At 68.7% G+C, this 26,790-nt stretch carries 28 protein-coding genes and 1 pseudogene; 15 read left to right on the top strand and 14 right to left on the bottom strand.

Annotated features, from left to right (window positions below):
* Positions 1 to 323 precede the first annotated feature (323 nt).
* From arsB to CLV29_RS16635, 4 genes and pseudogenes are all read left to right on the top strand, one after another.
* Positions 324 to 1,418, top strand: a complete 1,095-nt coding sequence (arsB, locus tag CLV29_RS02780) for an ACR3 family arsenite efflux transporter (protein ID WP_133753542.1) — start codon at positions 324 to 326, stop codon at positions 1,416 to 1,418.
* Positions 1,415 to 2,413 carry a metalloregulator ArsR/SmtB family transcription factor gene (locus CLV29_RS16645; protein WP_133753541.1) on the top strand — a complete coding sequence of 333 codons (999 nt, stop codon included), beginning with the start codon at positions 1,415 to 1,417 and terminating at the stop codon, positions 2,411 to 2,413. Before arsB ends, CLV29_RS16645 begins: the two co-directional genes overlap by 4 nt.
* A 16-nt stretch (positions 2,414 to 2,429) precedes the next feature.
* Positions 2,430 to 2,840, top strand: a pseudogene (locus CLV29_RS16640) (arsenate reductase ArsC); the annotation flags it as partial.
* 33 nt (positions 2,841 to 2,873) lie between these two features.
* Positions 2,874 to 3,293, top strand: coding sequence for an arsenate-mycothiol transferase ArsC (locus CLV29_RS16635; protein ID WP_279586474.1), 420 nt, complete (start codon positions 2,874 to 2,876; stop codon positions 3,291 to 3,293).
* A 7-nt stretch (positions 3,294 to 3,300) separates the two neighbouring features.
* Here the strand turns inward: CLV29_RS16635 and CLV29_RS02765 are convergent, their stop codons facing one another.
* The 3 genes from CLV29_RS02765 to CLV29_RS02755 are packed head-to-tail and all read right to left on the bottom strand — an operon-like array spanning position 3,301 to position 6,900.
* Positions 3,301 to 4,530, bottom strand: a complete 1,230-nt coding sequence (locus CLV29_RS02765) for an MFS transporter (RefSeq protein ID WP_243831682.1) — start codon at positions 4,528 to 4,530, stop codon at positions 3,301 to 3,303.
* Positions 4,523 to 5,587, bottom strand: coding sequence for a flavin-containing monooxygenase (locus tag CLV29_RS02760; RefSeq protein WP_133753539.1), 1,065 nt, complete (start codon positions 5,585 to 5,587; stop codon positions 4,523 to 4,525). Before CLV29_RS02760 ends, CLV29_RS02765 begins: the two co-directional genes overlap by 8 nt.
* Positions 5,584 to 6,900: an FAD-dependent oxidoreductase gene (locus CLV29_RS02755; RefSeq protein WP_208292728.1), complete on the bottom strand. Its 1,317-nt coding sequence runs from the start codon at positions 6,898 to 6,900 to the stop codon at positions 5,584 to 5,586. The genes CLV29_RS02760 and CLV29_RS02755 overlap by 4 nt, the downstream gene beginning before the upstream one ends.
* Before the next feature lie 86 nt (positions 6,901 to 6,986).
* On the opposite strand from CLV29_RS02755, the gene CLV29_RS02750 reads away from it, so the two are divergent.
* The 5 genes from CLV29_RS02750 (at position 6,987) to CLV29_RS02730 (ending at position 9,346) form a co-directional block, all read left to right on the top strand.
* On the top strand, positions 6,987 to 7,331 hold the full coding sequence (locus CLV29_RS02750) for an ArsR/SmtB family transcription factor (protein ID WP_133753537.1): 345 nt from the start codon (positions 6,987 to 6,989) through the stop codon (positions 7,329 to 7,331).
* Positions 7,331 to 7,738: a GNAT family N-acetyltransferase gene (locus tag CLV29_RS02745; protein WP_133753536.1), complete on the top strand. Its 408-nt coding sequence runs from the start codon at positions 7,331 to 7,333 to the stop codon at positions 7,736 to 7,738. Before CLV29_RS02750 ends, CLV29_RS02745 begins: the two co-directional genes overlap by 1 nt.
* Before the next feature lie 6 nt (positions 7,739 to 7,744).
* Entirely contained in the window at positions 7,745 to 8,590 is an 846-nt protein-coding gene (locus tag CLV29_RS02740; RefSeq protein ID WP_133753535.1) for an abortive infection family protein, read from the top strand.
* Between the two features lie 94 nt (positions 8,591 to 8,684).
* A complete protein-coding gene (locus CLV29_RS02735; protein ID WP_133753534.1) occupies positions 8,685 to 9,035 on the top strand; it encodes a type II toxin-antitoxin system RelE/ParE family toxin in 351 nt (116 codons plus the stop codon).
* Between the two features lie 5 nt (positions 9,036 to 9,040).
* Entirely contained in the window at positions 9,041 to 9,346 is a 306-nt protein-coding gene (locus CLV29_RS02730) for a helix-turn-helix domain-containing protein (protein ID WP_133753533.1), read from the top strand.
* Between the two features lie 162 nt (positions 9,347 to 9,508).
* On the opposite strand, the gene mutM is transcribed toward CLV29_RS02730, so the two are convergent.
* From mutM to CLV29_RS02695, 7 genes are all read right to left on the bottom strand, one after another.
* Positions 9,509 to 10,342: a bifunctional DNA-formamidopyrimidine glycosylase/DNA-(apurinic or apyrimidinic site) lyase gene (mutM, locus tag CLV29_RS02725; RefSeq protein WP_133753532.1), complete on the bottom strand. Its 834-nt coding sequence runs from the start codon at positions 10,340 to 10,342 to the stop codon at positions 9,509 to 9,511.
* A complete protein-coding gene (gene rnc / locus CLV29_RS02720) occupies positions 10,335 to 11,072 on the bottom strand; it encodes a ribonuclease III (RefSeq protein ID WP_133754983.1) in 738 nt (245 codons plus the stop codon). Before rnc ends, mutM begins: the two co-directional genes overlap by 8 nt.
* 68 nt (positions 11,073 to 11,140) lie before the next feature.
* Positions 11,141 to 11,332, bottom strand: a complete 192-nt coding sequence (gene rpmF, locus CLV29_RS02715) for a 50S ribosomal protein L32 (protein ID WP_133753531.1) — start codon at positions 11,330 to 11,332, stop codon at positions 11,141 to 11,143.
* Positions 11,333 to 11,410: 78 nt separating this feature from the next.
* Positions 11,411 to 11,968: a YceD family protein gene (locus tag CLV29_RS02710; protein WP_133753530.1), complete on the bottom strand. Its 558-nt coding sequence runs from the start codon at positions 11,966 to 11,968 to the stop codon at positions 11,411 to 11,413.
* Between the two features lie 133 nt (positions 11,969 to 12,101).
* Entirely contained in the window at positions 12,102 to 12,578 is a 477-nt protein-coding gene (gene coaD, locus CLV29_RS02705) for a pantetheine-phosphate adenylyltransferase (RefSeq protein ID WP_133753529.1), read from the bottom strand.
* Between the two features lie 31 nt (positions 12,579 to 12,609).
* A complete protein-coding gene (gene rsmD, locus CLV29_RS02700; RefSeq protein WP_133754982.1) occupies positions 12,610 to 13,221 on the bottom strand; it encodes a 16S rRNA (guanine(966)-N(2))-methyltransferase RsmD in 612 nt (203 codons plus the stop codon).
* Positions 13,218 to 15,464: an ATP-dependent DNA helicase RecG gene (locus CLV29_RS02695; RefSeq protein ID WP_133753528.1), complete on the bottom strand. Its 2,247-nt coding sequence runs from the start codon at positions 15,462 to 15,464 to the stop codon at positions 13,218 to 13,220. Before CLV29_RS02695 ends, rsmD begins: the two co-directional genes overlap by 4 nt.
* 84 nt (positions 15,465 to 15,548) lie before the next feature.
* On the opposite strand from CLV29_RS02695, the gene CLV29_RS02690 reads away from it, so the two are divergent.
* On the top strand, positions 15,549 to 16,244 hold the full coding sequence (locus tag CLV29_RS02690) for an ion channel (protein ID WP_133753527.1): 696 nt from the start codon (positions 15,549 to 15,551) through the stop codon (positions 16,242 to 16,244).
* 12 nt (positions 16,245 to 16,256) lie between these two features.
* On the opposite strand, the gene CLV29_RS02685 is transcribed toward CLV29_RS02690, so the two are convergent.
* Complete coding sequence (locus CLV29_RS02685; RefSeq protein ID WP_166649104.1) at positions 16,257 to 17,078, bottom strand: HAD family hydrolase; 822 nt, start codon at positions 17,076 to 17,078, stop codon at positions 16,257 to 16,259.
* Between the two features lie 66 nt (positions 17,079 to 17,144).
* Between CLV29_RS02685 and CLV29_RS02680 the strand changes: the two genes are divergently transcribed.
* Both CLV29_RS02680 and rpmB read left to right on the top strand, forming a co-directional pair.
* Complete coding sequence (locus CLV29_RS02680; RefSeq protein ID WP_243831681.1) at positions 17,145 to 19,439, top strand: heavy metal translocating P-type ATPase; 2,295 nt, start codon at positions 17,145 to 17,147, stop codon at positions 19,437 to 19,439.
* Positions 19,440 to 19,747: 308 nt separating this feature from the next.
* Positions 19,748 to 19,933 (top strand): 50S ribosomal protein L28, encoded by a 186-nt coding sequence (rpmB, locus tag CLV29_RS02675; RefSeq protein ID WP_133753525.1) that lies wholly within the window; start codon positions 19,748 to 19,750, stop codon positions 19,931 to 19,933.
* Positions 19,934 to 20,124: 191 nt separating this feature from the next.
* Here rpmB and CLV29_RS02670 read toward each other — a convergent pair whose 3' ends face one another.
* Positions 20,125 to 20,643, bottom strand: a complete 519-nt coding sequence (locus CLV29_RS02670; RefSeq protein ID WP_133753524.1) for a hypothetical protein — start codon at positions 20,641 to 20,643, stop codon at positions 20,125 to 20,127.
* Positions 20,644 to 20,685: 42 nt separating this feature from the next.
* Positions 20,686 to 21,255, bottom strand: a complete 570-nt coding sequence (locus CLV29_RS02665) for a hypothetical protein (RefSeq protein WP_133753523.1) — start codon at positions 21,253 to 21,255, stop codon at positions 20,686 to 20,688.
* Positions 21,256 to 21,295: 40 nt separating this feature from the next.
* On the opposite strand from CLV29_RS02665, the gene CLV29_RS02660 reads away from it, so the two are divergent.
* A complete protein-coding gene (locus CLV29_RS02660; protein WP_133753522.1) occupies positions 21,296 to 21,940 on the top strand; it encodes a TetR/AcrR family transcriptional regulator in 645 nt (214 codons plus the stop codon).
* 174 nt (positions 21,941 to 22,114) lie between these two features.
* Here CLV29_RS02660 and CLV29_RS02655 read toward each other — a convergent pair whose 3' ends face one another.
* The gene (locus tag CLV29_RS02655) at positions 22,115 to 23,785 is read right to left on the bottom strand and encodes a ribonuclease J (RefSeq protein WP_133754980.1); all 1,671 of its coding nucleotides are present in this window, start codon (positions 23,783 to 23,785) and stop codon (positions 22,115 to 22,117) included.
* 435 nt (positions 23,786 to 24,220) lie between these two features.
* Between CLV29_RS02655 and CLV29_RS02650 the strand changes: the two genes are divergently transcribed.
* Both CLV29_RS02650 and CLV29_RS02645 read left to right on the top strand, forming a co-directional pair.
* Positions 24,221 to 24,793, top strand: a complete 573-nt coding sequence (locus CLV29_RS02650) for a GNAT family N-acetyltransferase (RefSeq protein WP_133753521.1) — start codon at positions 24,221 to 24,223, stop codon at positions 24,791 to 24,793.
* A 1,085-nt stretch (positions 24,794 to 25,878) separates the two neighbouring features.
* Positions 25,879 to 26,568 carry a type 1 glutamine amidotransferase domain-containing protein gene (locus CLV29_RS02645; RefSeq protein ID WP_133753520.1) on the top strand — a complete coding sequence of 230 codons (690 nt, stop codon included), beginning with the start codon at positions 25,879 to 25,881 and terminating at the stop codon, positions 26,566 to 26,568.
* The last annotated feature ends 222 nt before the right edge of the window (positions 26,569 to 26,790 follow it).

The following is a 26,790-nucleotide window of genomic DNA, read 5'->3' as shown; positions in this document are numbered from 1 at the left end:
GCATGATCAGGCGAAACGCTGCGAACATCACATATAAGTCAGGTCTGGATTTCTGGTTGCGGAGGCTGCAGGTTTGAGGCGATGCCGGAGTAGGCAAGACGATGCTTCATCCTCGCCCTCTGATCAAGTGTCTAGGAATGTCGGTCTTGGTCGCACCCACCTCGGACATGGTTCGAGACCCGATCTCTGGCGACAGCGTCCTGGATCGTCCTGCGGCCTCCAGCATGATGCGCACGGCGTTCCGGCACACCTCCAGATGAACGCTCAACGAACGGAGCATGTCTTGACTTGCCTTCTGAATCGGCAGAATTCAATATAGAAGCATGTCTAATCAAGTAGCGACTGCTGCGCCTGCGGCGACCCGACGGCTTTCGACCCTGGACCGGTGGCTGCCGGCCTGGATCGGCCTGGCGATGGTCGCAGGTCTGCTGCTGGGCCGCCTCGTCCCCGGCCTGTCCGGAGTGCTGTCCCGGCTGGAGATCGGTGGGATCTCGGTGCCGATCGCCCTGGGGCTGCTGGTGATGATGTACCCGGTGCTGGCGAAGGTCCGCTACGACCGGGTCGCCGCCGTCACCGGCGACAAGAAGCTGCTGGTCTCTTCACTGGTGCTGAACTGGCTCGTCGGACCCGCGGTGATGTTCGCCCTCGCCTGGCTCCTCCTGCCCGACCTGCCCGAGTACCGCACGGGCCTGATCATCGTCGGCCTGGCCCGGTGCATCGCCATGGTCGTGATCTGGAACGACCTGGCGTGCGGCGATCGGGAGGCGACCGCGGTGCTCGTGGCGATCAACTCGGTGTTCCAGGTCGTGATGTTCTCGGTGCTGGGCTGGTTCTACCTCACGGTCCTGCCGGGCTGGCTGGGCCTGGACACGCAGGGGCTGGACGTCTCCGTGGGGCAGATCGCGGTCAATGTCCTGGTCTTCCTCGGCGTCCCGCTCGTCGCCGGGTTCGCGTCGCGGTGGATCGGCGAGAAGCGCCGCGGCCGGGAGTGGTACGAGGAGAAGTTCCTGCCCCGGATCGGGCCGTGGGCGCTGTACGGGCTGCTGTTCACGATCGTGCTGCTGTTCGCCCTGCAAGGGAAGGCGATCACCTCCAACCCGCTGGACGTCGCCAGGATCGCGCTGCCGCTGCTGGCCTACTTCGCGATCATGTGGATGGCCGGGATGCTGCTCGGCCGGGGCCTCGGCCTGGGATATGCCCGGTCGGCGACGCTCGCGTTCACCGCGGCGGGCAACAACTTCGAACTCGCCATCGCCGTCGCGATCGGCACCTTCGGTGCCGCGTCCGGTCAGGCACTGGCCGGCGTCGTCGGACCCCTCATCGAGGTGCCCGTCCTGGTGGGCCTCGTCTACGTCTCCCTGTGGGCCGCACGCGCCTGGTTCCGCGCCGACCCGTACGCCGAACCGAGGGCATCATGACCACCGCCGAAGTCGCCGAACCCGAAGCCTGCGCACCGACCGCGACCCACGCGATCGGCCAGGACGCCGCCGCGACCGTTGCCGGCGCGCTGAAGGCGCTCGCGGAGCCGCTCCGGCTGCGGATGCTCTCGGCTATCGCGACCGATCCCCGCGGCGAGTCGTGCGTGTGCGATCTCGCCGAGCTCGCCGACGTATCCCAGCCGACGGTCTCCCATCACCTGAAGGTGCTCAAGGAGACCGGGCTGCTGCTGTCGGAGCGCCGCGGCACCTGGGTCTGGTACCGGATCGCCCCGGCGAGGCGGCGCGCCGTCTCCGCGCTGCTCGACGCGTTCGCCCCCGCCGCGGTCGCCGACGCCCCCGAGCATACGGAGGCCCGCGCTCAGACGCTGCCGGACATGGACGGCCGGGTCACCCGGCTCGGCGAGGAGCTGGCCGACGAGACGGCCGGCCTGGACCGCGACCTCGTGATCGCGATCGTGCGCGAGTCCTACGCGGGCCTCGCCCGCTCGGCCAAGCTCACCCAGCACATGATCCCGCTCACCGAGCGCTTCGCCCGGCAGCGCCTCGCCGACCTGACGCGGGACCGGCAGGCAGGCCGGCCGCAGGTGTTGTTCGTGTGCGTCGCCAACGCGGGCCGCTCCCAGCTGGCTGCCGCGATCGTCAACCGGCTCGCCGACGGCAAGGTGATCGCGCGTTCTGCGGGGTCGACGCCGTCGGTGGACGTGCACCCGCATGTGCGGTCGTTGCTCGCCGAGATCGAGGGCGAACAAGAAGCGAGCAGCGCATTCCCGAAACCCCTGACCGACGACGCTGTCCGCGCCGCCGACGTGGTGATCACGATGGGCTGCGGCGGCGTCTGCCCGATCATCCCCGGCGTCCGCTACGAGGACTGGGCCGTCGGCGACCCCGCCCTGGCCTCGCCCGAAGGAGTCGAAGCGATCCGCGACGACATCGAGCACCGCGTCCGCGCGCTCATCGCCGCCCTCACCGACTGAAGGAACAAGGACCCTCATGCCTGAACAGAGCCCCTCCACGCAGAAGCCCTCCGTGCTCTTCGTGTGCGTCCACAACGCCGGCCGCTCCCAGATGGCCGCCGGCTGGCTGCGTCACCTCGCCGGTGACCGGATCGAGGTCCGCTCCGCGGGCTCGATGCCCGCCGAGCAGATCAACCCGGTCGCCGTCGAAGCGATGGCCGAGGTGGGCATCGACATCGCCGCGGAGCAGCCCAAGATCCTCACCGCCGAAGCGGTGCAGGACTCCGACGTCGTGATCACCATGGGCTGCGGCGACACCTGCCCCTTCTACCCCGGCAAGCGCTACGAGGACTGGACCCTCGACGACCCCGCCGGCCAGGGCATCGACGCCGTCCGCCCCATCCGAGACGAGATCCGCGCCCGCATCGAGAAGCTGGTCGACGAACTGCTCGCGCCCGCCGAGCAGGAGGAACGCGGGCAGGTGCCGGCGGTGCTGTTCGTCTGCAAGAAGAACGGCGGGAAGTCGCAGATGGCCGCCGCCCTCATGCGGCAGATCGCCGGTGACTCCGTCCGGGTCCACTCCGCGGGCACGGCCCCGGGGTCGTCGCTCAATGCGCTTTCTGTCGCCTCGGTCGCGGAGATCGGGGCGAGCATGGCCGGCGAGCACCCCAAGCCGATCGACCCGGCCCTGCTGCGCACCGCGGACCGCGTCGTCGTCATCGGCGACGAGGCCGTCGTCGAGCCCGCACCGGGGATGGCCGGGACCATCGAGACCTGGAGCATCCACGAGCCGTCAGACCGCGGGATCGAGGGCGAGGAGCGCATGCGTCTGATCCGCGACGAACTCGCCGAGAAGGTCCGTGGCCTCCTCTCAGAGCTGGTCGTCTCGTCGAAGGCCTGAACCCGGGTCACGCCGTCTGCTCGGCCGTGGCCTCCGCCCGCAGCGGGGCCCTCGGGCGTGAGCTGGCGATCATGAGCACCGTCCCGACCGCTGCCAGGGCGGCGAGGACGAGGAACGCGTGCGCGTAGCCGCCGGTCGCCTCGGCCAGAACAGCACCGGCGAACGGGGCGAGGACGGCGGCCAGCAGCACCGGCAGGCCCAGGACGCCGGAGAGGTGGCCGTAGGCGCGCGGGCCCCAGCGGTCGGTGATCGCGGTCGCCTGCAGCAGCGTCGCGATCCCGCGCCCTACCCCGGCGACCATCGACGCCGCGACCAGCAGGCCGACCGGGCCCGGTACGACGGCCAGGGCGAGAGTGCTCGCCGACACCAGGACGAACACCGTCGCGGTGCGCGTGGTCAGCGGGACGCGGCGCACCAGACCGGTGTAGACGAGGCGGCCGGCGACCTGGCCGATGCCGCCGAGGCCGAGCACCCATGCCGCGGACTGCGCGGTCAGGCCGCGCTCGAGCATGAGCGGGACCAGGGCGAGCAGTCCGGAGTACATCGCCAGCGACACCAGGGTGAGTCCCGCAGCAAGCAGCCGGAACCGTGCGCTGCGCAGGACCTCCGATGCGTAGGCGCGGTCGACGGCGGGTTCCTCGGGGCGCTGCTTCGCGGGCCAGGGCCGACGCAGGAGGAACCAATGCGCCGGGACCGTGAGCACGGCGAGGACGACCGCCGCCCACAGGTAGGTCGTCCGCCAGCCCACGTGCGCGCCGACGGTCGCGGTCAGCGGAGCGAACACCGTGCTGGCCAGGCCAGCGACCAGGGTGAGCGTCGCCAGCGCACCCAGGCGTCGAGCCGAGAACCAGCCGGTGATCGCGGCGAACGCCGGCGGGTAGAGCACCCCGGCCATCGCGGCCCCGGCCAGCACCCAGCCACCGACGAAGACCGGCAGATCCGGCGAGACGGCGATCACGACGAGGGCGAGGACGCCGAGGATCGAGCCGGCGGACATGATGCGGCGCGGCCCGTGGTGGTCGATGACCCGGCCGACCGGCACCCCGGCCAGCGCCGAGACCACCAGCGCGGCCGAGAACGCCGAGGCGACGACGACCGGCGACCAGCCGGTGTCGGCGCTGATCCGCGGGGCGAGGACGGGGAAGGCGTAGTAGAGCACTCCCCAGGAGACGATCTCGGTCACGCACAGCGCCGCCACCACCGTCCCCAGCGCTGGGCGCGTCGCCGGCTCAGGCAACGGCGGCACCCCGCGGCTGCCCGGCGAGAGCCGTGACCACGTAGTCGGCGTCGCGGTGGACCCCGCGCAGCGTGTTGGAGGAGAACGAGCGCTGGAACTCCAGACCGAGGAAACCCACACCCGGCAGCCCGGTCGCGACCCCACGGTCATGTCTCGGCATGCCGGCTTCGTCGAGGACGCCGAGGGAACGCAGGTACGGCAGATGCGGCCGGTAACCGGTCGCGAACACCACCGCGTCGACCTGCTCCCGCGAGCCGTCCGGCCACACGACACCGTCGGAGGCGAACTCGGCGAACATGGGCCGCTGGTCGGGGCGTCCCGCCTCCAGCGCCTTCCGGTACTTGTCGGTGCCGATCACTGGGGTGCCGGTGACGATCCGGGCGAGGACCGACGGCGGCAGCAGGTCGGCGCGGGTCACCTTCAACCACCAGTGCAGATCCTTTCCGGCGATGACCTGCGGCGCGAACCGGACCCGGTCCCGCACCGCCAGCGACGTCCTGGCGTGGTCGGCGAGCTCGTGGGCGACCTGGACGGCGGAGTTGCCCGCGCCGACGACCACGACCCGCTGGCCCGAGAACTCCTCCGGGGACCGGTAGTCGGCCACGTGCAGGACCCGGCCGCCGAAGGCTCTCTGACCGGGGATCGTCGGCACGTGCGGGTTGCCGAACGAGCCCGAGGTGGCGATCAGCGCGGACCCCTCGAACCTGCTCCCGTCGGCCAGCTCGACCATGAACGAGAGGCCGTCCGCGGCCACGCCGACGACCCGAGCCCCGGTTCGGATCTCGACATCAAGACTGCGGGCATAGCCGCGGAGGTAGTCGACGACCTCGTCGCGGCCCGGGTAGCCGTCCGGGTCGCCGGGAAACGGGTGGCCGGGGAAGGCGCTGTAGCGGCGCGGAGAGAACAAGCGCAGGCTGTCGTAGTAGCGCGGCCAGGACCCGACCGGCTCCGGACCGGCCTCCAGGACCACCGGCTCCCAGCCCTGCTCGCGCCCGGCACGGGCGGCGGCGAGCCCGGACTGGCCGCCGCCGACGACGATCAGCCGCCCGCGGCTCATCCCGCCGTCCTCGTGCCGAGCTGGATCAGCTGCGGCGCGGGCGCGCAGCAACCTCCCGACGACGCCTCTTCGGGCGCGTCGAACAGGCCCGACCCGCCGCACACCCCGGTGTCGGGCAGCTCCAGCTCCACCCGCGACGCGGCCTCGTGGTCACCGGCGAGCTCGGCGACCACGCTGCGGACCTGCTCGTACCCGGTCATCGCCAGGAACGTCGGAGCGCGGCCGTAGGACTTCGCCCCAACGATGTAGAAGCCGGGCTCCGGGTGGGCGAGGTCGGCCGCGCCCGTGGCGCGCACCGAGCCGCAGGAGTGGACGTTCGGGTCGACCTCGGCGGCGAGCTTCGCCGGGGCCTGCAGCCGCACGTCCAGGTCCAGGCGCACCTCGGACAGGAACGACAGGTCCGGGCGGAACCCGGTCGCGACGACCACCCGGTCCGCGGGAGCGAGCCGGCGGCCGTCCTCGGCGACCAGGACCGCCCGGCCGTCCTCGATCCGCACTTCCTCGGTGCGGAACCCGGTGACCAGGTCGACGAGGCCGTCCTCGACGGCCTTCCTCGCCCGCTGCCCCAGGGCACCGCGCTCGGGCAGCTCGTCGGCGGCACCGCCGCCGAACGCGTTGCCGACGGAGCCGCGGCGCAGCGCCCACGTCACCCGGGTGCCCGGCTCGCGGCGCACCACCGCCGCGAGGTCACCGATGGCGGTCGCTGCCGAGTGCCCGCTGCCGACGACCACGACGTGCTTGCCCGCCAGCGCCGCCGCCTCCTCGCGGCTCGGCGTGCGATGTCCGAGCAGACCGGCCTCGACCGCGTCGACCTCGCCCAAGGCCGGCAGCCCGTCCGCGCCCGCCGGGCTCGGGGCCCGCCAGGTGCCCGAGGCATCGATCACCGCACGCGCCTCGAACCGCTCCTGGCTCCCGTCGGCGCGGCGGACGTGGACGACGAACGGCTGCTCGGCCCGACCGGCGTCGACCGAGAGGTCGCGGCCCTTCCGGCCCACCCCGACCACGCGCGAGCCGTACCGGACGCGGTCGCCCAGCGCCTCGGCGAGCGGGGCGAGGTAGCCCTCGACCCACTGCGCGCCCGTCGGGTAGTCCTTGTCAGGCGTGCTCCAGCCGGAGGGCTCGAGCAGGCGGCGGGCCGCGGGATCGGTGAGCTCCGACCACGGCGAGAACAGGCGCACATGGCCCCACTCCGTGACAGCCGACGCCGGGGTGTCGCCCGATTCCAGGACCAGCGGCTCCAGCCCGCGCTCGAGCAGGTGGGCGGCGGCGGCCAGGCCCTGCGGACCGGCCCCGATGACGATGACGGGATTCACTGCAACCTCCACGTATTGACGTTCTTCGATGAGTTGAGCCTGCCTCACGTATCGACAGATGTCAATACGTGAGGCAGAATGGAGGCATGAGCACTTCTCCCGCCATCGAGGCCACGGCTGACGTTGCGCCCTGCTGCGTGCTCGGCGAGACGATCGACGACAGCGTCGCCCACGACCTGGCCAAGGTCTTCAAGGCGCTCGGCGACCCCACCCGCGTCAAGCTCATGTCCCTCATCGCCGGCAGCAGCGACGGCGAGATGTGCGTCTGCGACCTCACCGAGCCCGTCGGGCTCTCCCAGCCCACCGTCTCCCACCACATGAAGCTGCTCGTCGAGGCCGGGCTCGTCGCCCGCGAACAGCGCGGCCGCTGGGCCTACTACCGCCCCACCATCGACACCCTCGCATCCGCCGCCAAGGCGCTCATCGCCTGATGGAAGGCGTCTCGTCCAGGCCGATGACGCCGGCCGACTGGCCAGCCGTCGAGGCCATCTACCGCGCAGGCATCACCACCGGCCACGCCACCTTCGAAGCCGAGCCCCCGCCGGACTGGCACGCGTTCGCGTCCGGCAAGCGCCCCGACCTCATGCTCGTCGCCGTCCATCGCGACGACCGCGTGGTCGGCTGGGCCGCCGCCGGACCCGTCTCGGCCCGCGCCGTGTACCGCGGCGTCGTCGAGCACTCGGTCTACGTGAGCGTGGTAACCCGCAGCGGCCGCACCTTCCAGCGCTGGCAGCACGACTCCACGGCGAAGGACGCTGCCCAGGTCTGGTTCTACGTCGACGACGGCACCATCTACCTGGAGCAGATCCGCGCCGCGCATCCCGACGAGACCAAGTAGTCGGAAATGGGATCCTTCACCCCGCGCGTGATGCGGCTGCTCTCCGACCATCTGACCGGCATGCCTCTGCGTGAGATCGACGCGCTCTTCGACGACCGGGGCGTCGCCCTCGGCCCAGAGCAGCCGCGCGAGAACGACGAGAGCGTGCGGCGCGAGCGGATGCGCCGATACCTCGTCACCCTGGACCTGGGCGACGCCGCAGACGCCCAGCGGCTGACCGCCGTGCTCGGCGACGTGCTGCAGAGGATCGTCCAGGATGCGTCCACCGGCTGGGGCGGCGACGACGGGCTGCGCGGCAAGTGGGTCCGGATCCTGCGCGAGGACGGCTTCGACGTCGACGACACGACCGGCGCTGTGCGCCTCGGCAGAGCCGGCGCGAAGCTGACCGAGCACGCGCTCAACGCCCTCCCCGACCCGCAGTCCATCCAAGATCATCTGCGCAGGCTCGGCGACAGCGTCGACACCGACCCACGGCTCGCCGTCAGCACCGCCAAGGCCCTCATCGAGTCGACCGCCAAGTGTGTGCTCACCGCGCGGGGGCAGAGCTACACCCGCGCTGCGAAGGTCCCTGCCCTGGTCAACGCAGCCCAGGAGTCGCTCGGCCTCGCGCCCAAGTCGGTCAGCGACGAGGACCGCGCTCTCCGCCAGGCCCTGCAGTCGCTGATCACCCTCACCCAGAGCGTCACCGAGCTCAGGAACACCGTCGGCATCGACCACGGAGCCGAAGAGGTGCCCAGATGGGTGCGCCCGCGGCACGCCCGCCTGGTCGTCGGCGCGGCCCAGGTCTGGTGCCAGCTCATGCTCGAGACGCTCGCCGACCCCGATGCGCCCTGGCGGCGCGCGAAAACCTGATCGGGGCCAGCGCAGAACGCCGTGGTGCTCGATGCCCACGTTGGCGCGCTGCGCGACATTGCTCCCAGACCCTGCAGGGTCTACACTATTTGCTGTGTGGAGCGTGGACATCGAGCTGATCGCAGGATGGCTCGCTTCGCTGGACGACGAGTCGCGCGAGCAGGTGGTCGCCGCCATCGAGCTGCTGGAGGACCGAGGCCCGCAGCTCGGACGGCCCATCGTCGACACGGTGACGGCGTCCAGGCATCGCAACATGAAGGAGCTCCGGCCTGGGTCCTCCGGGCGCTCCGAGCTACGGATCCTGTTCGCCTTCGACCCCGAGCGCTCGGCGATCATGCTGATCGCCGGCGACAAGGCGGGCAACTGGATCCGCTGGTACAAGAAGAACATCCCGCTGGCCGACGAACTGTTCGACGACCACCTGCGCAGGCTGAGAGGAGAGTGACCGAGATGACCATGACCCTGAAGGACTTCGTCGCCGAGCACCCCGTGGATCGGGAGCGCGTCGAGGCGCACAAGGAGCGGATGCTCGCCGAGGTCCGCGCGTACCGCCTCCGCGAGCTGAGGGAACAGGCCGGCCTCACCCAGGCGCAGCTCGCCGAGCGCATCGGCGTCGGCCAGCGCCAGGTCTCCAAGATCGAGCACGGCGACCTCGACAGCGCGAAGATCGGCACCATCCGCAATTACCTCGAGGCCGTCGGCGGCGGACTCGCGATCGAGTACGTGATGGGCGATCAGCGCATTCAGGTCGCCTGACGCCGAGGTTTCAGGAGTTCGTCTTCAGCGAGACACGCTTCTGGCGTCGACACCTCGATTGAATTGGTCATAGCCATGTCTTGATGTACTGCAGATCGAGGCAACGACCCCGAGACCGCCCGTCTGCCCGCCACTCGTGGTCGCGTTGACACAACCGCTTGACTAGCGTTTTCGCTGGCAGCGCGGGCAAAGGTGGCTCGAGCGGTTCATGAAGCGCTCGCGCACGATTGGGGTGCCGCAGCGCTTGCACGGGCGACCTTCCCGGCCGTAGACATTCAATGCATGTCTTCCGGAGCTGCCATTGACGTTCACATACAGCGCATCGAAGCTGGTTCCGCCCTGGGCCAGGGCATCGGCCATCACCTGATGGGCATGGCTCAGCAGCTCGCGTACCTGTTTGCGGCTCAGCGAATCGGCCGGTCTGGCCCAGTGCAGCCGGGAGCGCCACAGCGCCTCGTCGGCATAGATGTTGCCGATCCCCGACACGACACCCTGGTCGAGGATCACGTGTTTGATCCCGCTGCGGCGCTTGCGGATCTTCGCAGTCACCGCATCGAGGTCGAAGTCGGGGTCGAACGGGTCCCGGGCTATGTGGGAGATCTCGGGCGGCAGTTCAGCACCACCGACCGACAGCGACAATCCACCGAACATCCGCTGATCGATGAACCTCAGTTCGGGGCCTGCATCGTCGAAGGCGAACCGGATCCGGGTGTTGCGGGCATCCGGACTGCCGGGTTCGTTCACCCGGAACTGCCCGCTCATGCCCAGATGGGCCAGTACGGCGTCACCGTCGGTGAACGGCAGCCAGAGGAACTTGCCGCGGCGTCGCGGCTCGCCGAAGGTACGGCCGAGCAGCTCGGCGGAGAAGCCCTCCGGCCCGCTGAGGTGACGCCGTACCGGACGCGGGTGGAGCACCTGCACCGCGGCGATCCGGCGGCCGGCGACGACCGATACGAGTCCGGCGCGGACGACCTCGACCTCGGGCAGCTCAGGCATCGGCAGCCGCGGTCGGATCCGCAGCCTCGACCGCTTCGCGAGCAGCCTCGGTCTGCTCCTTCAACACGGCGAAGGCGATGCTCGCCGCCTCCTGCTCGGCGGCCTTCTTGGAGCGACCGGTGCCGGGGTCGAAGGTCTGCTCACCGAGCACCACCCGGGCCTGGAACACCTTGTCGTGATCGGGTCCGGATTCGCTGATCCGATACGTCGGGGCACCCTGCTCGAGACCGGCGGCGAGCTCCTGCAGGCTGGTCTTCCAGTCCAGACCGGCGCCCAGGTGGGCAGCGGAGTCCATCAGCGGATCGAACAGGTGGTGGACTAACCTGGCGGCTGCCTCGGGACCGTTGCCGAGGTAGATCGCGCCGATGATCGACTCCATCGTGTCGGCCAGGATGGAGGATTTGTCGGCGCCGCCGGTCTGCACCTCACCACGCCCCAATCGGATCTGCGGGCCGATCTGCAGGCTACGCCCGACATCGGCCAGCGCGCGGGTGTTGACCACCGCGGCGCGCAGCTTGGCCAGGTTTCCCTCCGGGACGTCGGGATGGGTCCGGTAGAGGTGTTCGGTGACCACCAGCCCGAGCACGGAATCTCCCAGGAACTCCAGGCGCTCGTTGGTCGGCAACCCACCGTTCTCATAGGCGAAGGACCGATGGGTCAGGGCAAGCACACGTAGCTCGGGGTCCAACTGGACCCCGAGCTCGGAGCAGATCTGGTCGAGATCCGGCATCGGTGTGTGCGGTTGACCGGGCCCGCGCTGGGCGGACTCGTCGGTCACCGGGTGTTCCGCTGTCGTTCTCAGATGTCGAGCACCTGGCGGCGCTCACCCTTGGGGCCGTACTGGCCGCACTCGCCGCAGGCGGTGTGCGGCAGGTGCTTGGCGCCACACGCCGGGTTGGCGCAGACGACCAGGGTCGGCGCAGAGGTCTTCCACTGCGAACGACGATGGCGGGTGTTGCTGCGGGACATCTTCCGCTTCGGAACTGCCACTTCTTCGTCTCCTCGGTTGCGGCCCGGAGGCCGGTGCTGCTGTCGCTGCCGGCGAACCGGCCTCGATGGTCTGTGAATTCAGTTGTTGCCGGACGACTTCTCGTCCCAGCCGGCGAGTTCGGTCCACCTGGGGTCGATCGCTGCGCCGTGGCCGTGATCGGGATTCTCGTTCAGGTCGACACCGCATTCGGCGCACAACCCCGCGCAATCCTCCCGGCACAGAGGCATGAACGGCAACTCCACCAGAACCTCGTCCCGTATCAACGGTTCGAGATCCAGCAATTCGCCCTCCAGCCGGCTGGCTTCCTCATCGTCTGCATCGTTGCCCGGGTAGAGGAACAACTCCTGGACGTCGATCGCCATCTCCACGGCAATCGGCTCCAGACAGCGTCCACACTGCCCGACCGCCTCCGCAGTCGCCTCGCCGGTGACGAGAACGCCTTCGACGACGGCTTCCAGCCTGAGGTCCAGGTCGATCGGTGCCCCTGCCGGGACGCCGATCACCTTGTTGCCCAGATCGTCCGGTGCCTCGACGCGCTCACGTACCTCGCGCATCGACCCGGCCTGACGGTGCAGGTCATGGGTGTCGAGCACCAGCCCGGATCGGGGATCCGGGTGCCGACGCTGCACGGACATGGCGAACCCTTTCAAACTCTGTGGGCCCTGCGAGAGCACAACGATTTGGACAGCAAAAGACCGACGCACCACTCTAGCTGTCGACCCCTGAGGCAGGCAAACGGGCGCCGACTCCCGTACCGAGCTGAGCCGATCAGTCCCGGGCGGCGATCCGGGCGGCGACGGTTGCCGGTACGAAAGCACTGATGTCGCCACCGAATCGGGCGATGTCGCGCACCAGCGTGGAGGAGATGTAGCCGTACTCCGACGACGTGGGCAACAACACCGTGTCCAGTCCGGAGAGCTTGCGGTTCATCTGCGCCATCTGCAGTTCGTAGTCGAAGTCGGCGGCGAACCGGACTCCCTTCACCGCGATGTCGATGCCGTGGGCGGCGCAGTAGTCGACCAGCAGACCGTCCATCAGTCGGGCCTGCACCGCCACGCCGGGAAGTTCGGCGGCCAGCGCCTCACTGATCATCTCCACCCGTTCCTCGGGCGCGAACAGGCCGTTCTTGGCTGAGTTCCGCCCGACCCCGATGACCACCTCGTTGAACATCGACGCGGTACGGGCGACGATGTCGAGGTGACCGTGGGTGAACGGGTCGAATGACCCCGGACAGATCGCCTTCATCGACAACCCTTCCTGTTCTGCTGCGGCCCCATCAGTCCTCACCGAGCCGTTGGGCGTAGTGGATGGTCGTCTCACCGTAGCGGCGCGACCAGGTCTCGAATCCCTCGGGCACTGCCGGAGCGGGGGTACGGGAGGAGCGCTCGATCACCAGCAGCCCGTTGCGGACCAGCCATCCGTTGTCGATCACGGCCCTGATCACTCGGTCCACGGCGGCCGGGTCGAGGTCGTAGGGCGGGTCGGCCCAGACGATGTCGAAGGCGTCATCGGTGACACCACCGTCGTGTGCTGAGCTGCGTTCGACCAGCGCCGTGTCCACCTTCTGCGCCCGGACGTCGACCTCCACGCCCACGGTCTTCGCGTTCCGCCGCGCGACGGCGACTGCCGGTTTGGCCGAGTCGATCGCCACCACCGGATGGGCGCCCCGGCTGGCGGCCTCGATGGCCATCGCCCCGGAACCGGCGAACAGGTCGAGGAAGGCCAGACCGGACAGGGCGCGCGAGGGCTCCTCCCCGGCAGTACCGGCCCAGGCACCGATGGCGGAGAACACTGCCTCGCGTACGCGGTCGGTGGTCGGGCGGGTACGGCTGCCGGCGGGGGCCTCGATCCGCCGCCCGCGGGCGCTGCCGGAGATGATCCTGCTCATGAGCGGTCCAGCCATTCAGCATCGGCCAGCTTCTCGACCTGGGTGACCAGATCGGCGACCCCGTCGATCCCGCGATCGGGGTCGCTGTCGACGATGTCGACCGCGACGGTGCGGGCCAACTCGATCTCCGCGGCATGATCGATCACCCGCAGTAGTCGCAGGGTCGACCGGGCACCGGCCTGGCTGGCGCCGAGCACATCGCCCTCGCGCCGTTGGGCAAGATCGACATCGGCCAGCTCGAACCCGTCGCGGGTGGCCGCAACCGCACTCAACCGCTCCCAGGCCGGGGTGTCGGTACCGGCGGCGGTCAACAGCAGACAGACACCGGGGTACTGGCCACGCCCGATCCGGCCACGCAACTGGTGGAGCTGAGAGATGCCGAACCGGTCGGCATCGGTGATCACCATCACCGACGCGTTCGGTACGTCCACCCCGACCTCGATCACGGTGGTGGCCACCAGCACATCGAGATCGCCGTCGGCGAAGGACTGCATCACCGCATCCTTCTCCTCGGCCGGCAACTGCCCGTGCAACATGCCGACGCGCAGCTGCTTCAGCGGGCCGCTGCGCAGTTCCTCGTAGAGATCGACCACGGTACGAGACGGTGGCCGGTCGGAGACCTCGCCGGACTTGTCGGTCTCGGAGATGCGAGGGCAGACGACGAAGGCCTGCCGGCCGGCGGCGACCTCCTCGGCGATCCGTTGCCAGGCACGGTCCACCCAGTTCGGATGGGCCTGTTCGTCGACGGCGACGGTCTGCACCTCCGCCCGACCGGCGGGCACCTCGGTCAGGGTGGAGACCTCGAGATCGCCGAAGACGGTCATCGCCACCGTCCGCGGGATCGGGGTGGCGGTCATCACCAGGACGTGCGGACGTTGTTCGGCCTTGGTCCCCAGCGCTGCGCGTTGCTCGACTCCGAAGCGGTGTTGTTCATCGACCACCACCAGGCCGAGGTCGGCGAACTGCACGGTGTCGGTCAACAACGCATGGGTGCCGACGACGATCCCGGCCTCCCCCGAAGCGATCCGCAGGGTCGCATTGCGCTTGGCGACCGCCGACATCGAACCGGTCAGCAGCGCAACCCTGGTGGCATGGTCGGCGGCCGTCAGCTGACCGGCCTCACCGAGATCACCGAGCATCCTCGTGATCGACTCGTAGTGCTGTCGGGCCAGCACCTCGGTCGGAGCCAACAACACTGCCTGGCCCCCGGCGTCGACCACCGCCAACATGGCACGCAGCGCAACCAGGGTCTTGCCGGAACCGACCTCACCCTGCAACAGCCGCTGCATCGGTACGGTCGCAGCAAGATCATCGAAGATCTGTTCGCCCACCTGCTGCTGTCCCCCGGTCAGCGTGAACGGCAACCGGGCGTCGAAGGCACTGAGGATCCCGTCTGCGATGCGTGGACGGGCAACAGCGGACTCGGCTGCGGTGGCGGCACGCCGATAGGCCATGGCGAGCTGGAATCCCAGGGCTTCGTCGAATCGCAGCCGCCGCATGCCCTCACGTACCTGATCATGGTCGGTGGGCATGTGGACCTGTTCGATCGCTGTGTACAGGTCGATCACCCCGGCCCGCTCCCGGATCTCCGGCGGCAGAGGGTCCTGCATGCCACCGAGTTCATGCAACATCAAGGAGACGAACTCGGCGATCTCGAAGGGCCCGAAGGAGGCGGTCGAGGGATAGATCCCGATCAGGCCACGCCGACGGCTGACGCTGGCCAACCCGTGTCCCCCCTTGTTGGCCAGCACCCGGCCACCGGCGGCGGTCTGCTGCCGGCCGCTGTCGTCGATCACCGCATAGTTCGGATGCGACAACTGCAGGTCCCCCCGGAACTCCCCCACCTTGCCGGCGAACACCGCCCTGGTACCGGACTGCAACTGGCCACTCCAGTGCTTGAGCATGTGTTCACGCCCGAAGAAGGTCAGCCGCAGGTGCCGCACCCCGTCGGTGACGGTCGCCTCCAGCCGTTGCTTGCGAGCGTGGCCGACGATCTTCGAGCTCACGACCTCGGCAGCCACCACGGCATCCTCACCGACCCGCAGACCGGAGAAGTCGCTGAGGGAGTTCGCATTCAGGTAACGTCGAGGTACGTGCCGGGCCAGGTCACCCAGGGTGTGCACCGCGAGTTTGGCCAGCCCCTTGGCCGCCTTCTCCCCCAACACCGTGCCGACGCGCCTGTTCAGACGCCGGAAGGCATCGGTACGCCAGGGCGACCCGGCCACCTGCGATGACTCCGCCATGACCCCAGCCTAGGGGGCGGGACCGACCACCGGCGCCAGGAGTCCTCGGGCCCACCGGACGGATCGACGTGGCAGCATGAACGCATGCCCGATGTCGCCGAGCCCACCCTGCGAAGGCTGGTCCGCTGGTCGGCCGAGCACCCCTCGGCATTGTTGATGGTGGCCCAGCTGCTGTCGCTGCTGGTCTACCCGTTCCTGGGCGATGCGGTTGCCGGGCGGACGATGGTCGGCGTGCTCGCGATCGTCGTCCTCGCCCTGGCCGTGTTCGCGGTCCGGGCGACGGAGTCGCAGACCTGGATCTCGATGACCCTGGGCGTTCCCGCGCTGCTGCTGACCGTCGCCGAGGCCCTGCACCCGGGGATCGCGTGGCTGGTGATCGTCTCCGCCGTGATCCATGCCGCGTTCTACCTCTACACCGCCTATGCCCTGCTGCGGTACATGTTCCACGACGATCATGTGACCCACGACGAGTTGTGGGCGACCGGTGCCACCTTCACCGTGGTCGCCTGGGGCTTCGCCTACCTGTACTCGGCGGTGCAGACCGTCTGGCCCGGGTCGTTCACCGCTGCCATCGACGCCGAGGCGCCGCGTACCTGGATCGAGTTGTTGTTCCTGTCGATCACCACCATGACCAGCACCGGGCTCTCCGACATCATCCCGGTGCTGCCGCAGGCCCGATCGGTGGTGATGATCGAACAGATCGCCGGGATGCTGTACATCGCCTTGGTGATCGCCCGGATCATGGCCCTGTTGAGTGCCAAGCGAGCGCGCAGCCGCTGACCCGACCCGAGGTCAGCCGGGCGGCAGGCCGTACACCGATTCCAGAACCCGGGCGACACCGTCGTCGTTGTTCGACGGCGCGAGCCGGTCGGCCATGGCCAGCAGCTCGGGAGGTGATCCGGGCATGGCGACCGCCGTACCTGCGGATTCGAGCAGTTCGAGATCGTTGAGCTGGTCACCGAAGGCGAGGGTGCGCCGTGGGTCGAGTCGCAGGTGGCGACACAACTGCTGCACTCCCCAGGCCTTGTTCACCCCTGCCGGTGCCAGGTCGACGAAGGCGACACCGGAGTTGGTCGGGGCCACCCCCGGGATCTGCAGGGACCTCACGCGGGACAGCAGGGTACGGCCGTCGACGCCGGGCACACGTACCCCCAATTTGTTCACCGGCCGGGTGCCGAGCTCGGACAGGGGCACGGTCATCATCTGCGCGGGGTCGCGCTTGTGGTCGGCCTCGACGGCGAGTGCCGGATAACCCGGGGTGGCCACGAAGCTGTTCCCGGCATCACCGACGGCGAAGAACTCCGCGCCCGGCAGCGCCTCGGTGATCCGCGTGAGCGCCTGCTCCAACGCCGGCATCGCGATACTCGCCTCGGCGACCACCTCGCCCGTACGCAGGTTCGTCACCAGCGCTCCGTTGCTGCAAATCACCCATTCGACGCCGAGGTCGAGCGGGCGGACGCCCAGCGGTTGCCGGGCGGTCGCGGGGATCACCGGGATGCCACGAGCCGCCAAGGCCTCGATCACGGTACGCGTACGAGGGCTGATCGCGAGGTCGTCGGGCAGCAGGGTGCCGTCCAGATCGGTGGCGACCAGGACCGGCAGCTCGGAATCCACGATCGCATCCTAGACGGGCTCGTTCACCTCTTGGCGTATACCCCCTAGGGGTATAGATTGGAGGACATGGAACCCGAATCCGATTCGGCCTCCCCCGAAAGGCGGACCGAGGCAGAACGCCGGCGGCCCGACTCGTCCGAGACCAGCCCGCACCCCGACCACACGGGGATGGACCACCCCTCGATGGACCACATGGACCACGGCTCGATGGACCAGATGGACCACGGTCCGATGGCTCACATGGACCACCCCTCGATGGACCACATGGACCACGGCTCGATGGACCAGATGGACCACGGTCCGATGGCTCACATGGACCACGGCGACATGGGTCACATGGACCACGGCGACATGGGTCACATGGACCACGGCGACATGGGTCACATGGACCACGGCGACATGGTCGGCCAGTTCCGCCGCCTGTTCTGGATCATGGTCGTCCTGGCGATACCGACACTGCTGTTCAACCACATGTTCGCCGGGCTCGTCGGCTATCAGCTGCCCGAGGTCAACTGGCTGCACTGGATCTCACCGGTCCTCGGCACGGTCATCTACTTCTGGGGTGGCCGCCCCTTCCTGACCGGGGCGGTCGGCGAACTACGGTCCCGGCGGCCCGGGATGATGATGTTGATCAGCCTGGCCATCACGGTCGCGTTCTTCGCCTCCTGGGGAGCCAGTCTCGGGCTGCTCTCCGCCGATCTGGACGTCTGGTGGGAGCTGGCGCTGCTGGTCGTGATCATGCTGCTCGGCCACTGGATCGAGATGCGTTCGCTCGGCCGAGCCAGTTCCGCACTCGACTCGCTGGCTCGCCTGCTCCCCGATGAGGCGGAGATCATCACCGCCGACGGCACCCGTACCGTCGCCGTCGATCAACTGCAGGTCGGCGACCTGCTGCTGATCCGTCCCGGTTCCGCCATTCCCACCGACGCGATCGTCACCGAAGGCTCGGCGCAGGTCGACGAATCCATGATCACCGGCGAGTCGAGACCGGTCACCCGCGGGGTGGGCGACCAGGTGGTCGGGGGAACCGTGGTCACCGATTCCGGCCTGCGGGTACGGGTGAGCGCGGTCGGTGACGAGACGGCCCTGGCCGGAATCGAACGCCTGGTCGCCAAGGCCCAGCAGTCGACCTCGAGGACACAGCGACTCGCCGACAGGGCCGCCGGGTGGCTGTTCTGGTTCGCGCTCGGCGCGGCGGCGATCACCGCGGTCGTCTGGTCGCTGGTCGGCTCACCGGATGATGCCGTGGTCCGCACCATCAGCGTGCTGGTGATCGCCTGCCCCCACGCCCTCGGCCTGGCGATCCCTCTGGTGGTGGCGATCGCCACCGAACGGGCAGCCCGGTCGGGCATCCTGATCGCCGATCGACTGGCACTGGAGAACATGCGCAACGTGGACACCGTAGTGTTCGACAAGACCGGCACACTGACCAAGGGGAACCCGAACGTCGACCGGATCATCCCGCAGCCGGGATGGGACACCGATGAGGTGATCCGGCTCGCCGCCGCCGCGGAGTCCGACAGCGAACACCCGCTCGGCCGGGCGATCATCGCTGCTGCCACAGACCGTCACCTGCAGGTGCCGACGTCCTCGGACTTCTCCTCGGCTGCGGCCCTCGGGGTTCGCGCCACCGTGGCGGGACGGACCGTCGAAGTCGGCGGACCTGCGCTGTTGCGCCGACACGGTGCGGACCGGAGCGCGGCCGATGATCATCGGGTCGACCTGTCCGACGGTGACAGCAGGACTGCCCGGGCAGGTGCCACCGTGCTTCACGTCTTCGCCGACCAGCAGTTGATCGGCAGCCTGGAACTGACCGACGAGGTACGCCCGGAGTCGGCACAGGCGGTGGCGCAACTGCGCGCGGTAGGCATCGAACCGGTGATGATCACCGGGGATGCGAAGGAGATTGCCGAAGCCGTTGGCCGCGAGGTCGGAATCGACCAGGTGATGGCCGAGGTACGTCCCGAGGACAAGGCGTCGGAGGTGGCCTCCCTGCAAGCCGCGGGCCGCCGGGTGGCGATGGTCGGTGACGGGGTGAACGATGCCCCCGCACTTGCCGGAGCCGACGTCGGCATCGCGATCGGCGCCGGTACGGACGTGGCGATCGCCTCGGCCGGACTGATCCTGACCGGGTCGGACCCTCGAGCCGTGGTCACCGCGGTGAACCTGTCGAAGGCGACGTACCGGAAGATGCGACAGAACCTGTGGTGGGCTGCCGGATACAACCTGCTCTCGGTGCCGTTGGCGGCCGGCGTCCTGGCACCCGTCGGTTTCGTCCTGCCGATGAGTGTGGGCGCACTACTGATGTCGGCATCGACGGTGATCGTGGCCCTGAACGCACAACTGTTGCGCCGGGAATGAGTCAGCGCCCGGCCTGACGCAGCCGCCCGGCGCCGGCGCCCAGGCCCCGATCCGGTGCGTAGGTACGATCTGCCCGTTGGGCGAACCGGGACTCAGCACCCTCGTCCGGGGTGACGACCACAGCTGCACCGGCCCCGGCCCGACGCCGATCAGCTGCGCCGAAAGTGCGGAATTATGTGCTGCGGCGCGCCTCGGCTATTCTTGACCGGTTCCCGCAGTGGGAACCCCGAACATCCAAGCCGCGGGAGAAAGCTTCCGCCGGTTTTGTGCGCTACCGGCGCACGAACAACGAGTTAGAGGAGAGCTCCATGGCTGCCGTTTGCGACGTGTGCGCCAAGGGCCCGGGCTTCGGTCACAACAAGCCTTGGTCCAAGAAGAAGACCAACCGTCGTTGGGACCCGAACATCCAGCGGGTCCGCGCCGTCGTCGGCGGTACGCCGAAGCGGCTCAACGTCTGCACCTCCTGCCTGAAGGCCGGCAAGGTCAGTCGCTGAATTCGACTCGCCGAGGTGCCCGTCCGCATTGCGGATGGGCCCTTTTGCGTTTCCCTCCGCACCGGGACAACCCGGCCTGCGGTTTCCCCTTTGTTCGGCCTGGTGGCCCGTCGACGCTCCGCGGTCTGCACCGTCCACGGAGCGCAGCCATCGCTCGGTGCGCACCGAGTCCGCCCGGTGTCTCAGGCGTCTCAGGCGCGCGGCCCCCGGTCGCGTACCTGGTCGACCGACCGAATGGCCTCGCGCAGTTCGGCCAGCCAATCCCCCTCGTGCTGACCCACCAGCCGAACGCACCAGGCGAGTGCATCGGCCCGGGAGCGGGCCACCCCGGCACTGACCAGGGTGTCGAGCACCTGCCGCTGCGGCTGTCGCAATCGGGTCATCACCGGCGCCGAGACATGGGTCCACAGTTCCCGATGATCCCCCATCTGCAGACCCCAGCTCACCGGCACTCCGAAGTGCCGCTCGGTCTCCTGGGCGATCTCGATGCGTTGCCCCCGGGTCTCGTCACGGAAGGCCGCGGTACGTATCTCCCTGGCCTCCATGGCCTCATCGGCATCGAGATCGGCACCGGAGTCGAGGTCGGAGATGCTCAGCCAGATGGTGATCTCGTCCCGATCGACGGCGATCTCGGCGGGTGAGAGCTGCCATTCCTCCGGGAGCCGCTGGGCACACCAGGAAGCGACGTTCTCCACAGTGAGTTCGGTCATGATTACATGATTACACTCGACTCACCGGAGTCCAAGCCCTGCTCATCGTCGAACACCCCAGAACCCGAAGGCCAGCAGGACTGCACCGGCGGCAACACCACCCGCCAGGGCAGACCCCGCGGGAACGGTGAGCAGATCCAGCACCCAACCGAGCACCGCACAGGTCACCAGCAGCGCCCCCAGCAGATGGAACGCCCGCACCCCGAACAGGCGAGCCAGCACGAAGAAGTGCAACCCGACAACGAGCGTCACCCACACCACCCCGAGATCCGGGCGACCCAACACCCCCGCGACGAATCGCACACCGACGAAGATCGCCAGCACCTCGACGACCGTGAGCAGGACGAAGGCTCGACCGAAGGGTGAGCGACCACCGCTCGGTCGCCCGGCCCGGGCCAGGAGGCGCATCGCACGAATGGCGATCAGCAAGGCCGCCAGGACTGCTGCGACCACAACGACCCACCGGAACACGCTTCCTGCACCACCCGACCCGGCCAGCATGGCCGAGTTGACGATCACATAGGTCAGACCGAAGCCGGCTGCGATCAGGGACCCGATGGCGCGACCGTGACCGTCGGCGGCGCGATCGACCTGAGCTGTGTCTGTGGTCATTTATTGACCTTAGTCAGGTATATTCAATATAGTCAACTCCATGAAATCGGACGCGTCACCGCCGTCACCACCACTGCAGGCGGCCAGGACTCGTGCCTACCGCTCCCCTGTCCGCGCCGAGCAGCGTCGGCGGACCCGGGAACGGATCCTGGACGCGGCCCGACGCCTGTTCGACACCGACGGCTTCGGCGCCACGACGATCGCGGCCATCGCCACCGAGGCAGAGGTATCGGCGCAGACGATCTACTCGACCTTCGGGTCGAAACCAGCGGTGCTGCGCGCCGTGGTCGAACAGATGGAGATCGGTGCCGACGCAGACGAGTGGCGCCGACGCATCGCCGACTCGGACGATCCTGAGGAGATCCTGCGACTCTGGGCGGGTTGGACCGCCGCGTTCTTCTCCGCCTCACGTCCGGTAGCGGCGCTGGCCCAGGACCTGCCGAATGCGGCCGAACTCGCAGCCGAGGGCGACCGTCACCGCCGCGAGGCCCTGCGATCGCTGGTGGATCGCCTGTCGGGGATCACCACCATGACCGACCAGACGCCGGAGAGGCTCATCGACCGGGCATGGGCACTGTGTGGACTGTCGGTCTACCTGTCGCTGGTCGGTGAATGCGGTTGGTCGGACGAGGAGTACACGCAGTGGCTGGGGATGACCCTGCAGCAGCAACTCCTCGCCCACTGACCCGGGCCATCGCACACCCGTCGGCCGAACCCGACCCCGCGCGCCCATCGCCCATCGACCCGAGCCCGGCATTTTCGGTCGTTATTCGGCCGCTGCTGCCGCATATGGCAGCAGTGGCCGAATAACGACCCCAAATGCCAAATTGGGACGAGCGGAGCTGCGCCCGGTGGCGTACTACGTGGAGACGACGACCGGGACGATCATCGGCCGCCGGCGCAGTTTGCCCGAGACCCAGCGACCGATCCGGCGGCGGATCACCTGCTGCAGGCGGTAGGTGTCGGAGACCCCCTCCTCCAGTGCATCGGTGAGGGCCTTGGCGATCTCGGCCCGAATGCCGTCGAACATCTTGTCCTGGTCACCTTCGAGGAACCCGCGGGCCTGGATTTCCGGCCCACTGACCAACTTCTTCGAGTGCAGGTTGACCACTGCGATGACGGAGATGAATCCCTCCTCGCCGAGGATCAGCCGGTCCGACAGCTGCGATTCGGTCACCCCGCGCATGGTGCCGTCGACGAAGATGTACGGCGCATCGATCCTGCCGACCACCTCGGCCTTGCTGCCGGACAGGTCGACGACCCCGCCGTCCTCGACCAACATCACGTGATCTGCCGGTACCCCGGTGGCCTCGGCCAGCTTGCCATTGGCGATCAGGTGGCGGATCTCACCGTGGACGGGCATCACGTTCGTCGGCTGCACGATGTTGTAGCAGTAGAGCAGTTCCCCGGCCGAGGCGTGCCCGGAGACGTGGACGAGCGCATTGCCCTTGTGCACCACGTCCACCCCGAGCCGGCTGAGGCCGTTGATCACCCGGTAGACCGAGTTCTCATTGCCGGGGATCAGTGACGACGCGAGCAGCACAGTGTCGCCCTCGGTGAGTTCGATCGCCGGATGTTCCTTGTTCGCCATCCGTGACAGTGCCGACAGGGGCTCTCCTTGGGAACCGGTGGACAGCAGGACCACCTGGTCGGGCCGGTACCGGTCGAGTTCCTTCAGCGACACGATGATGTTGTCCGGCACCTCGAGGTAACCGAGCTTCTCGGCCACGCCCATGTTCTTCACCATCGAGCGACCGACGTAACAGACCTTGCGGCCATGCCGGGCGGCGGCATTCAGCACCTGCTGCACCCGGTGCACATGGGAGGCGAAACAGGCGACGACGATCCGCTTCTCGGAGTTGGCGAAGACCCGCTCGATGGCCGGCTGGATGTCCTTCTCCGGGGTGGTGAAACCGGGCACCTCGGCATTGGTGGAGTCGGTCATGAACAGATCGACCCCCTCCTCACCGAGCCGGGCGAAGGCACGCAGGTCGGTGATCCGACGGTCCAACGGGAGCTGGTCCATCTTGAAGTCACCGGTGTGCAGGACCAGTCCGCCCTTGGTCCGCAGCGCCACCGCGAGCGCGTCAGGAATCGAGTGGTTGACGGCGACGAACTCGAGCTCGAACTCGTCGACGGCCACCCGATCACCAGCGGCGACCGTGCGCAGGTCGGCGTTGCGGATCCGGTGCTCGCGGAACTTCTCGGCCAGCAGACCCAAGGTGAGCTGGCTTCCGAAGACCGGGATGTCCTGCCGCTGTTTGAGCAGGTACGGCACGGCGCCGATGTGGTCCTCATGGCCGTGGGTCAGGACCAGGCCGACGATGTCGTCCAGCCGGTCGCTGAGCAGGTCGAAGGCGGGCAAGATCAGGTCGACCCCGGGGTGGGCGTCCTCGGGGAACAGCACACCGCAGTCGACCAGCAGGATCTTGCCGTTGATCTCGAACATGGCCATGTTCCGGCCGACGTCGCCGAGGCCACCCAGAGGGATCACCCGCAGCACATCTCGCGCCAGCTTCGGTGGGTTCATCACTTCGGGAAAGTCCATGCTCGGAGCCTAGTGGTTGTCGACGTGGTACGCCCACGTGCCGAGGCTGACACGAGCTGCCATGGTCGGGTTCGCGACGCCGTCGCCGAACGCTGGAGCCCGCCTACCCGCCGATGAGCTGAAGCGCGACCGACCCGGTACGGGGCGGCTGTGGTTATGCGTACCGTGCCGGATCCCCCACGTCCACTGGGGGCCGCGGACGGGCTGCTCCCCTAGTCTGACCCTGTGCCCACCGATGAGCCCGATGCCGGCGACCTGCCGGAGACAGCCGGCCCCGGCTCACCGGATGCGCCTGACCAATCGGACGTGGCTATACCCGGCCCACCCAATCAACCGGACGCGTCCGTACCCATCGATGGGCCCGGTGCGCCGGACCAGCCAGACACGACCGCACCCGGGTCGTCCGAGCCTGGGCCGGTGCGCGGTTCTGCCGATTCACCCGAATCGGGACCGCGGATCGCCGATTCGGTCCGGTTGGCCCTCCCGGCCGAGGCCGGGCAGATCGCTGCCCTGCAACGTCGGGCGTGGGAGTCCGACCTGCCCCGGGAGCTTGCCCAGCCATTGTTGGCGGTGCCACTGCAGCAGTCGACGCAACTGTGGCAGCAGGCGATCATCACTCCGCCCCTGGCCCGGTGCCGGGTGCTGGTGGCGGTCGACGGTGGCACCGCCCGGATCGCCGGGTTCGCCACGACCGGCCCTTCGGAGGACCCCGATGCTGACCCCGCGATGCACGGAGAGCTCGGTGAGTTCGTCATCGATCCGGTCTCCCGCGGCCATGGTCATGGATCTCGACTGCTGAACGCCGTGGTCGACACCCTGGTCGCCGACGGTTGCCGGATCGCGAGGGTCTGGATCCGTTCTGCCGACGATGTGATGCGGACGTTCCTGACCGAGACCGGCTGGGGTGCCGACGGCGCTCACCGTGAGCTCGGGTCCGACCTCAGCCCGGCACGGTTGAAACAGGTCCGGCTGCACACGGCCATCGGGTGAGGCGGCTCGGCCCGGCGAATACATGCCGATCCAGCAGGTCAGGGACCGCGGTGCAGTCACGCCGGCGGAGGCGTAGGCGCTCTTGGTCGTACGTGGTCTCCCTCGGCCATGCTGGTCGGCTGCACGCTGGTGGCTGCCGCCGAGATCCCTCCTGGATCGAACCTGTCTCCGTTTCCTGGCCGAGCTGAACCGTGCGGTCGCACCGTCCGACCCGCCTCGTCGGTGTCGAGTCCGGGTCACGACTTCGGCGGAGCGGACTGCGGTCACCGATACGACCATCACCGGCTGAACTCAACACCCGGCTGAACTCAACACCGGCCTGAACTCAACACCCGGCTGAACTCAACACCGGCCTGAACTCAACACCGGCCTGAACCCTGGGCACACCCGGCAACCGCGGAAACAGCGTCCGAGACGGCCTGAGCACCGGGTCACCCAGCACCTGGTCGGGGCGGAACCAAACAAACGTCACAGTCGATCAGCAGACCCGCCCGCATTCGGGGTGATTCTGTCCGATTCGAGGATCGAGTGTGACGTTTGTCTTGCTGATGCTCGACCGTGCCCCGCCCGCTGCCGTGTCGAAACCCGGACCGCGCAACCTCACCACGACGGGCACTTCGTGGCCATCGAGTTCTGGGTGGCCGGGCAAGATGCAGGATGCTGGGCTGGCCACCTTGCGGCTTGTGCAACCGAATCGCCATCAGCTCCGGGCACACGCCCATCAGCGGTTGCCGAACCCGATCTCCGGCAGACGGACGGCATCCACAGCGGCCCATCGTGAGACAGGCACAGACGCCCAACCCACGCTGGTGTCTCAGCAGAGCATCGGCGCCCACCCGACAATGCCCACTCACCCGACCCTGCCCCCTGTCCCCTGTCCCCGGACCCTGTCCCCTGTCCCCGGACCCTGCCCCCGGTCCCCGGACCCTGCCCCCTGTCCCCGGACCCTGCCCGCTCACCGGACCCTGCCCGCTCACCCGAACACCTCACCGGACACTGGCCGACCCCATGTTTGCGCTGTAAACTTTCGCCCTGGCCGTCCTCGCCTGCCGGCCTTCGACCGACAGCCGACCGAGGAGGATCCAATGGCCACGCGCATCCTGCACGTCGTCACCAACACCGGTTCGTTCGACGACGACCCGGGCCACCCGACCGGATTGTGGCTCTCCGAGCTGTCCCATGCCTGGGACGTGTTCGCCGAGCACGGCTTCGACCAGAGCCTGGTCAGCCCGGCGGGTGGCCCGGTCCCGCTGGAACCGCGAGCGATGAAGTTCCCGCTCTACGACCGCAGCGCACGAGCTTTCCACGACGATCCTGCGCTGATGAGACTGCTACCGAACACTCCCGGGCCCGAGCAGATCACCTCCGAGGACTTCGACGCCATCTACTTCACCGGTGGCCACGCGGTGATGTACGACTTCCCCGACAGCGACGGACTGCAACGGATCACCCGGGAGATCTATGAGCGCGGCGGCATCGTCTCCTCGGTCTGCCACGGTTACTGCGGGCTGCTCAACACCCGGCTGTCCAGCGGCGAGTTCTTGATCACCGGACACCGGATGACCGGATTCTCCTGGACCGAGGAGGTCCTGGCCAGGGTCGACAAACTGGTGCCGTACAACGCAGAAGAGGCCGCGAAGGAACGTGGTGCGCGGTACGAGAAGGCGAAGCTCTCCTTCGTCTCCCACGCGGTCGTCGACGGCAATCTGATCACCGGGCAGAACCCGGGATCGGCGAAGGAGACCGCCATCAAGGTTGCAGCGGCACTTCAGTGACGCACGGGCGCCCACCGGATCGGCGAAGACCCGCCACCAAGGTTGCTGCGGCACTCTCCCGAGAACGAGCCCGATGAGCAGAACCGTCTGATCGAGGCCGCGAGGCCGTACGCCCGATGGCCGCGAAGTGACATCACCAAGCGCGCCCACCGCGTGACGATCGAGTCGCAGCCCCGGCTTCGAGCGGCGGACGACGGCTGTCTGCCCCTCCGCCGGCAAGCG

The organism is Naumannella halotolerans (assembly GCF_004364645.1).
GTDB lineage: Bacteria > Actinomycetota > Actinomycetes > Propionibacteriales > Propionibacteriaceae > Naumannella > Naumannella halotolerans.
Note: the sequence above shows the minus strand (reverse complement) of the source record. Positions and strands in the feature narration are given on the sequence as shown.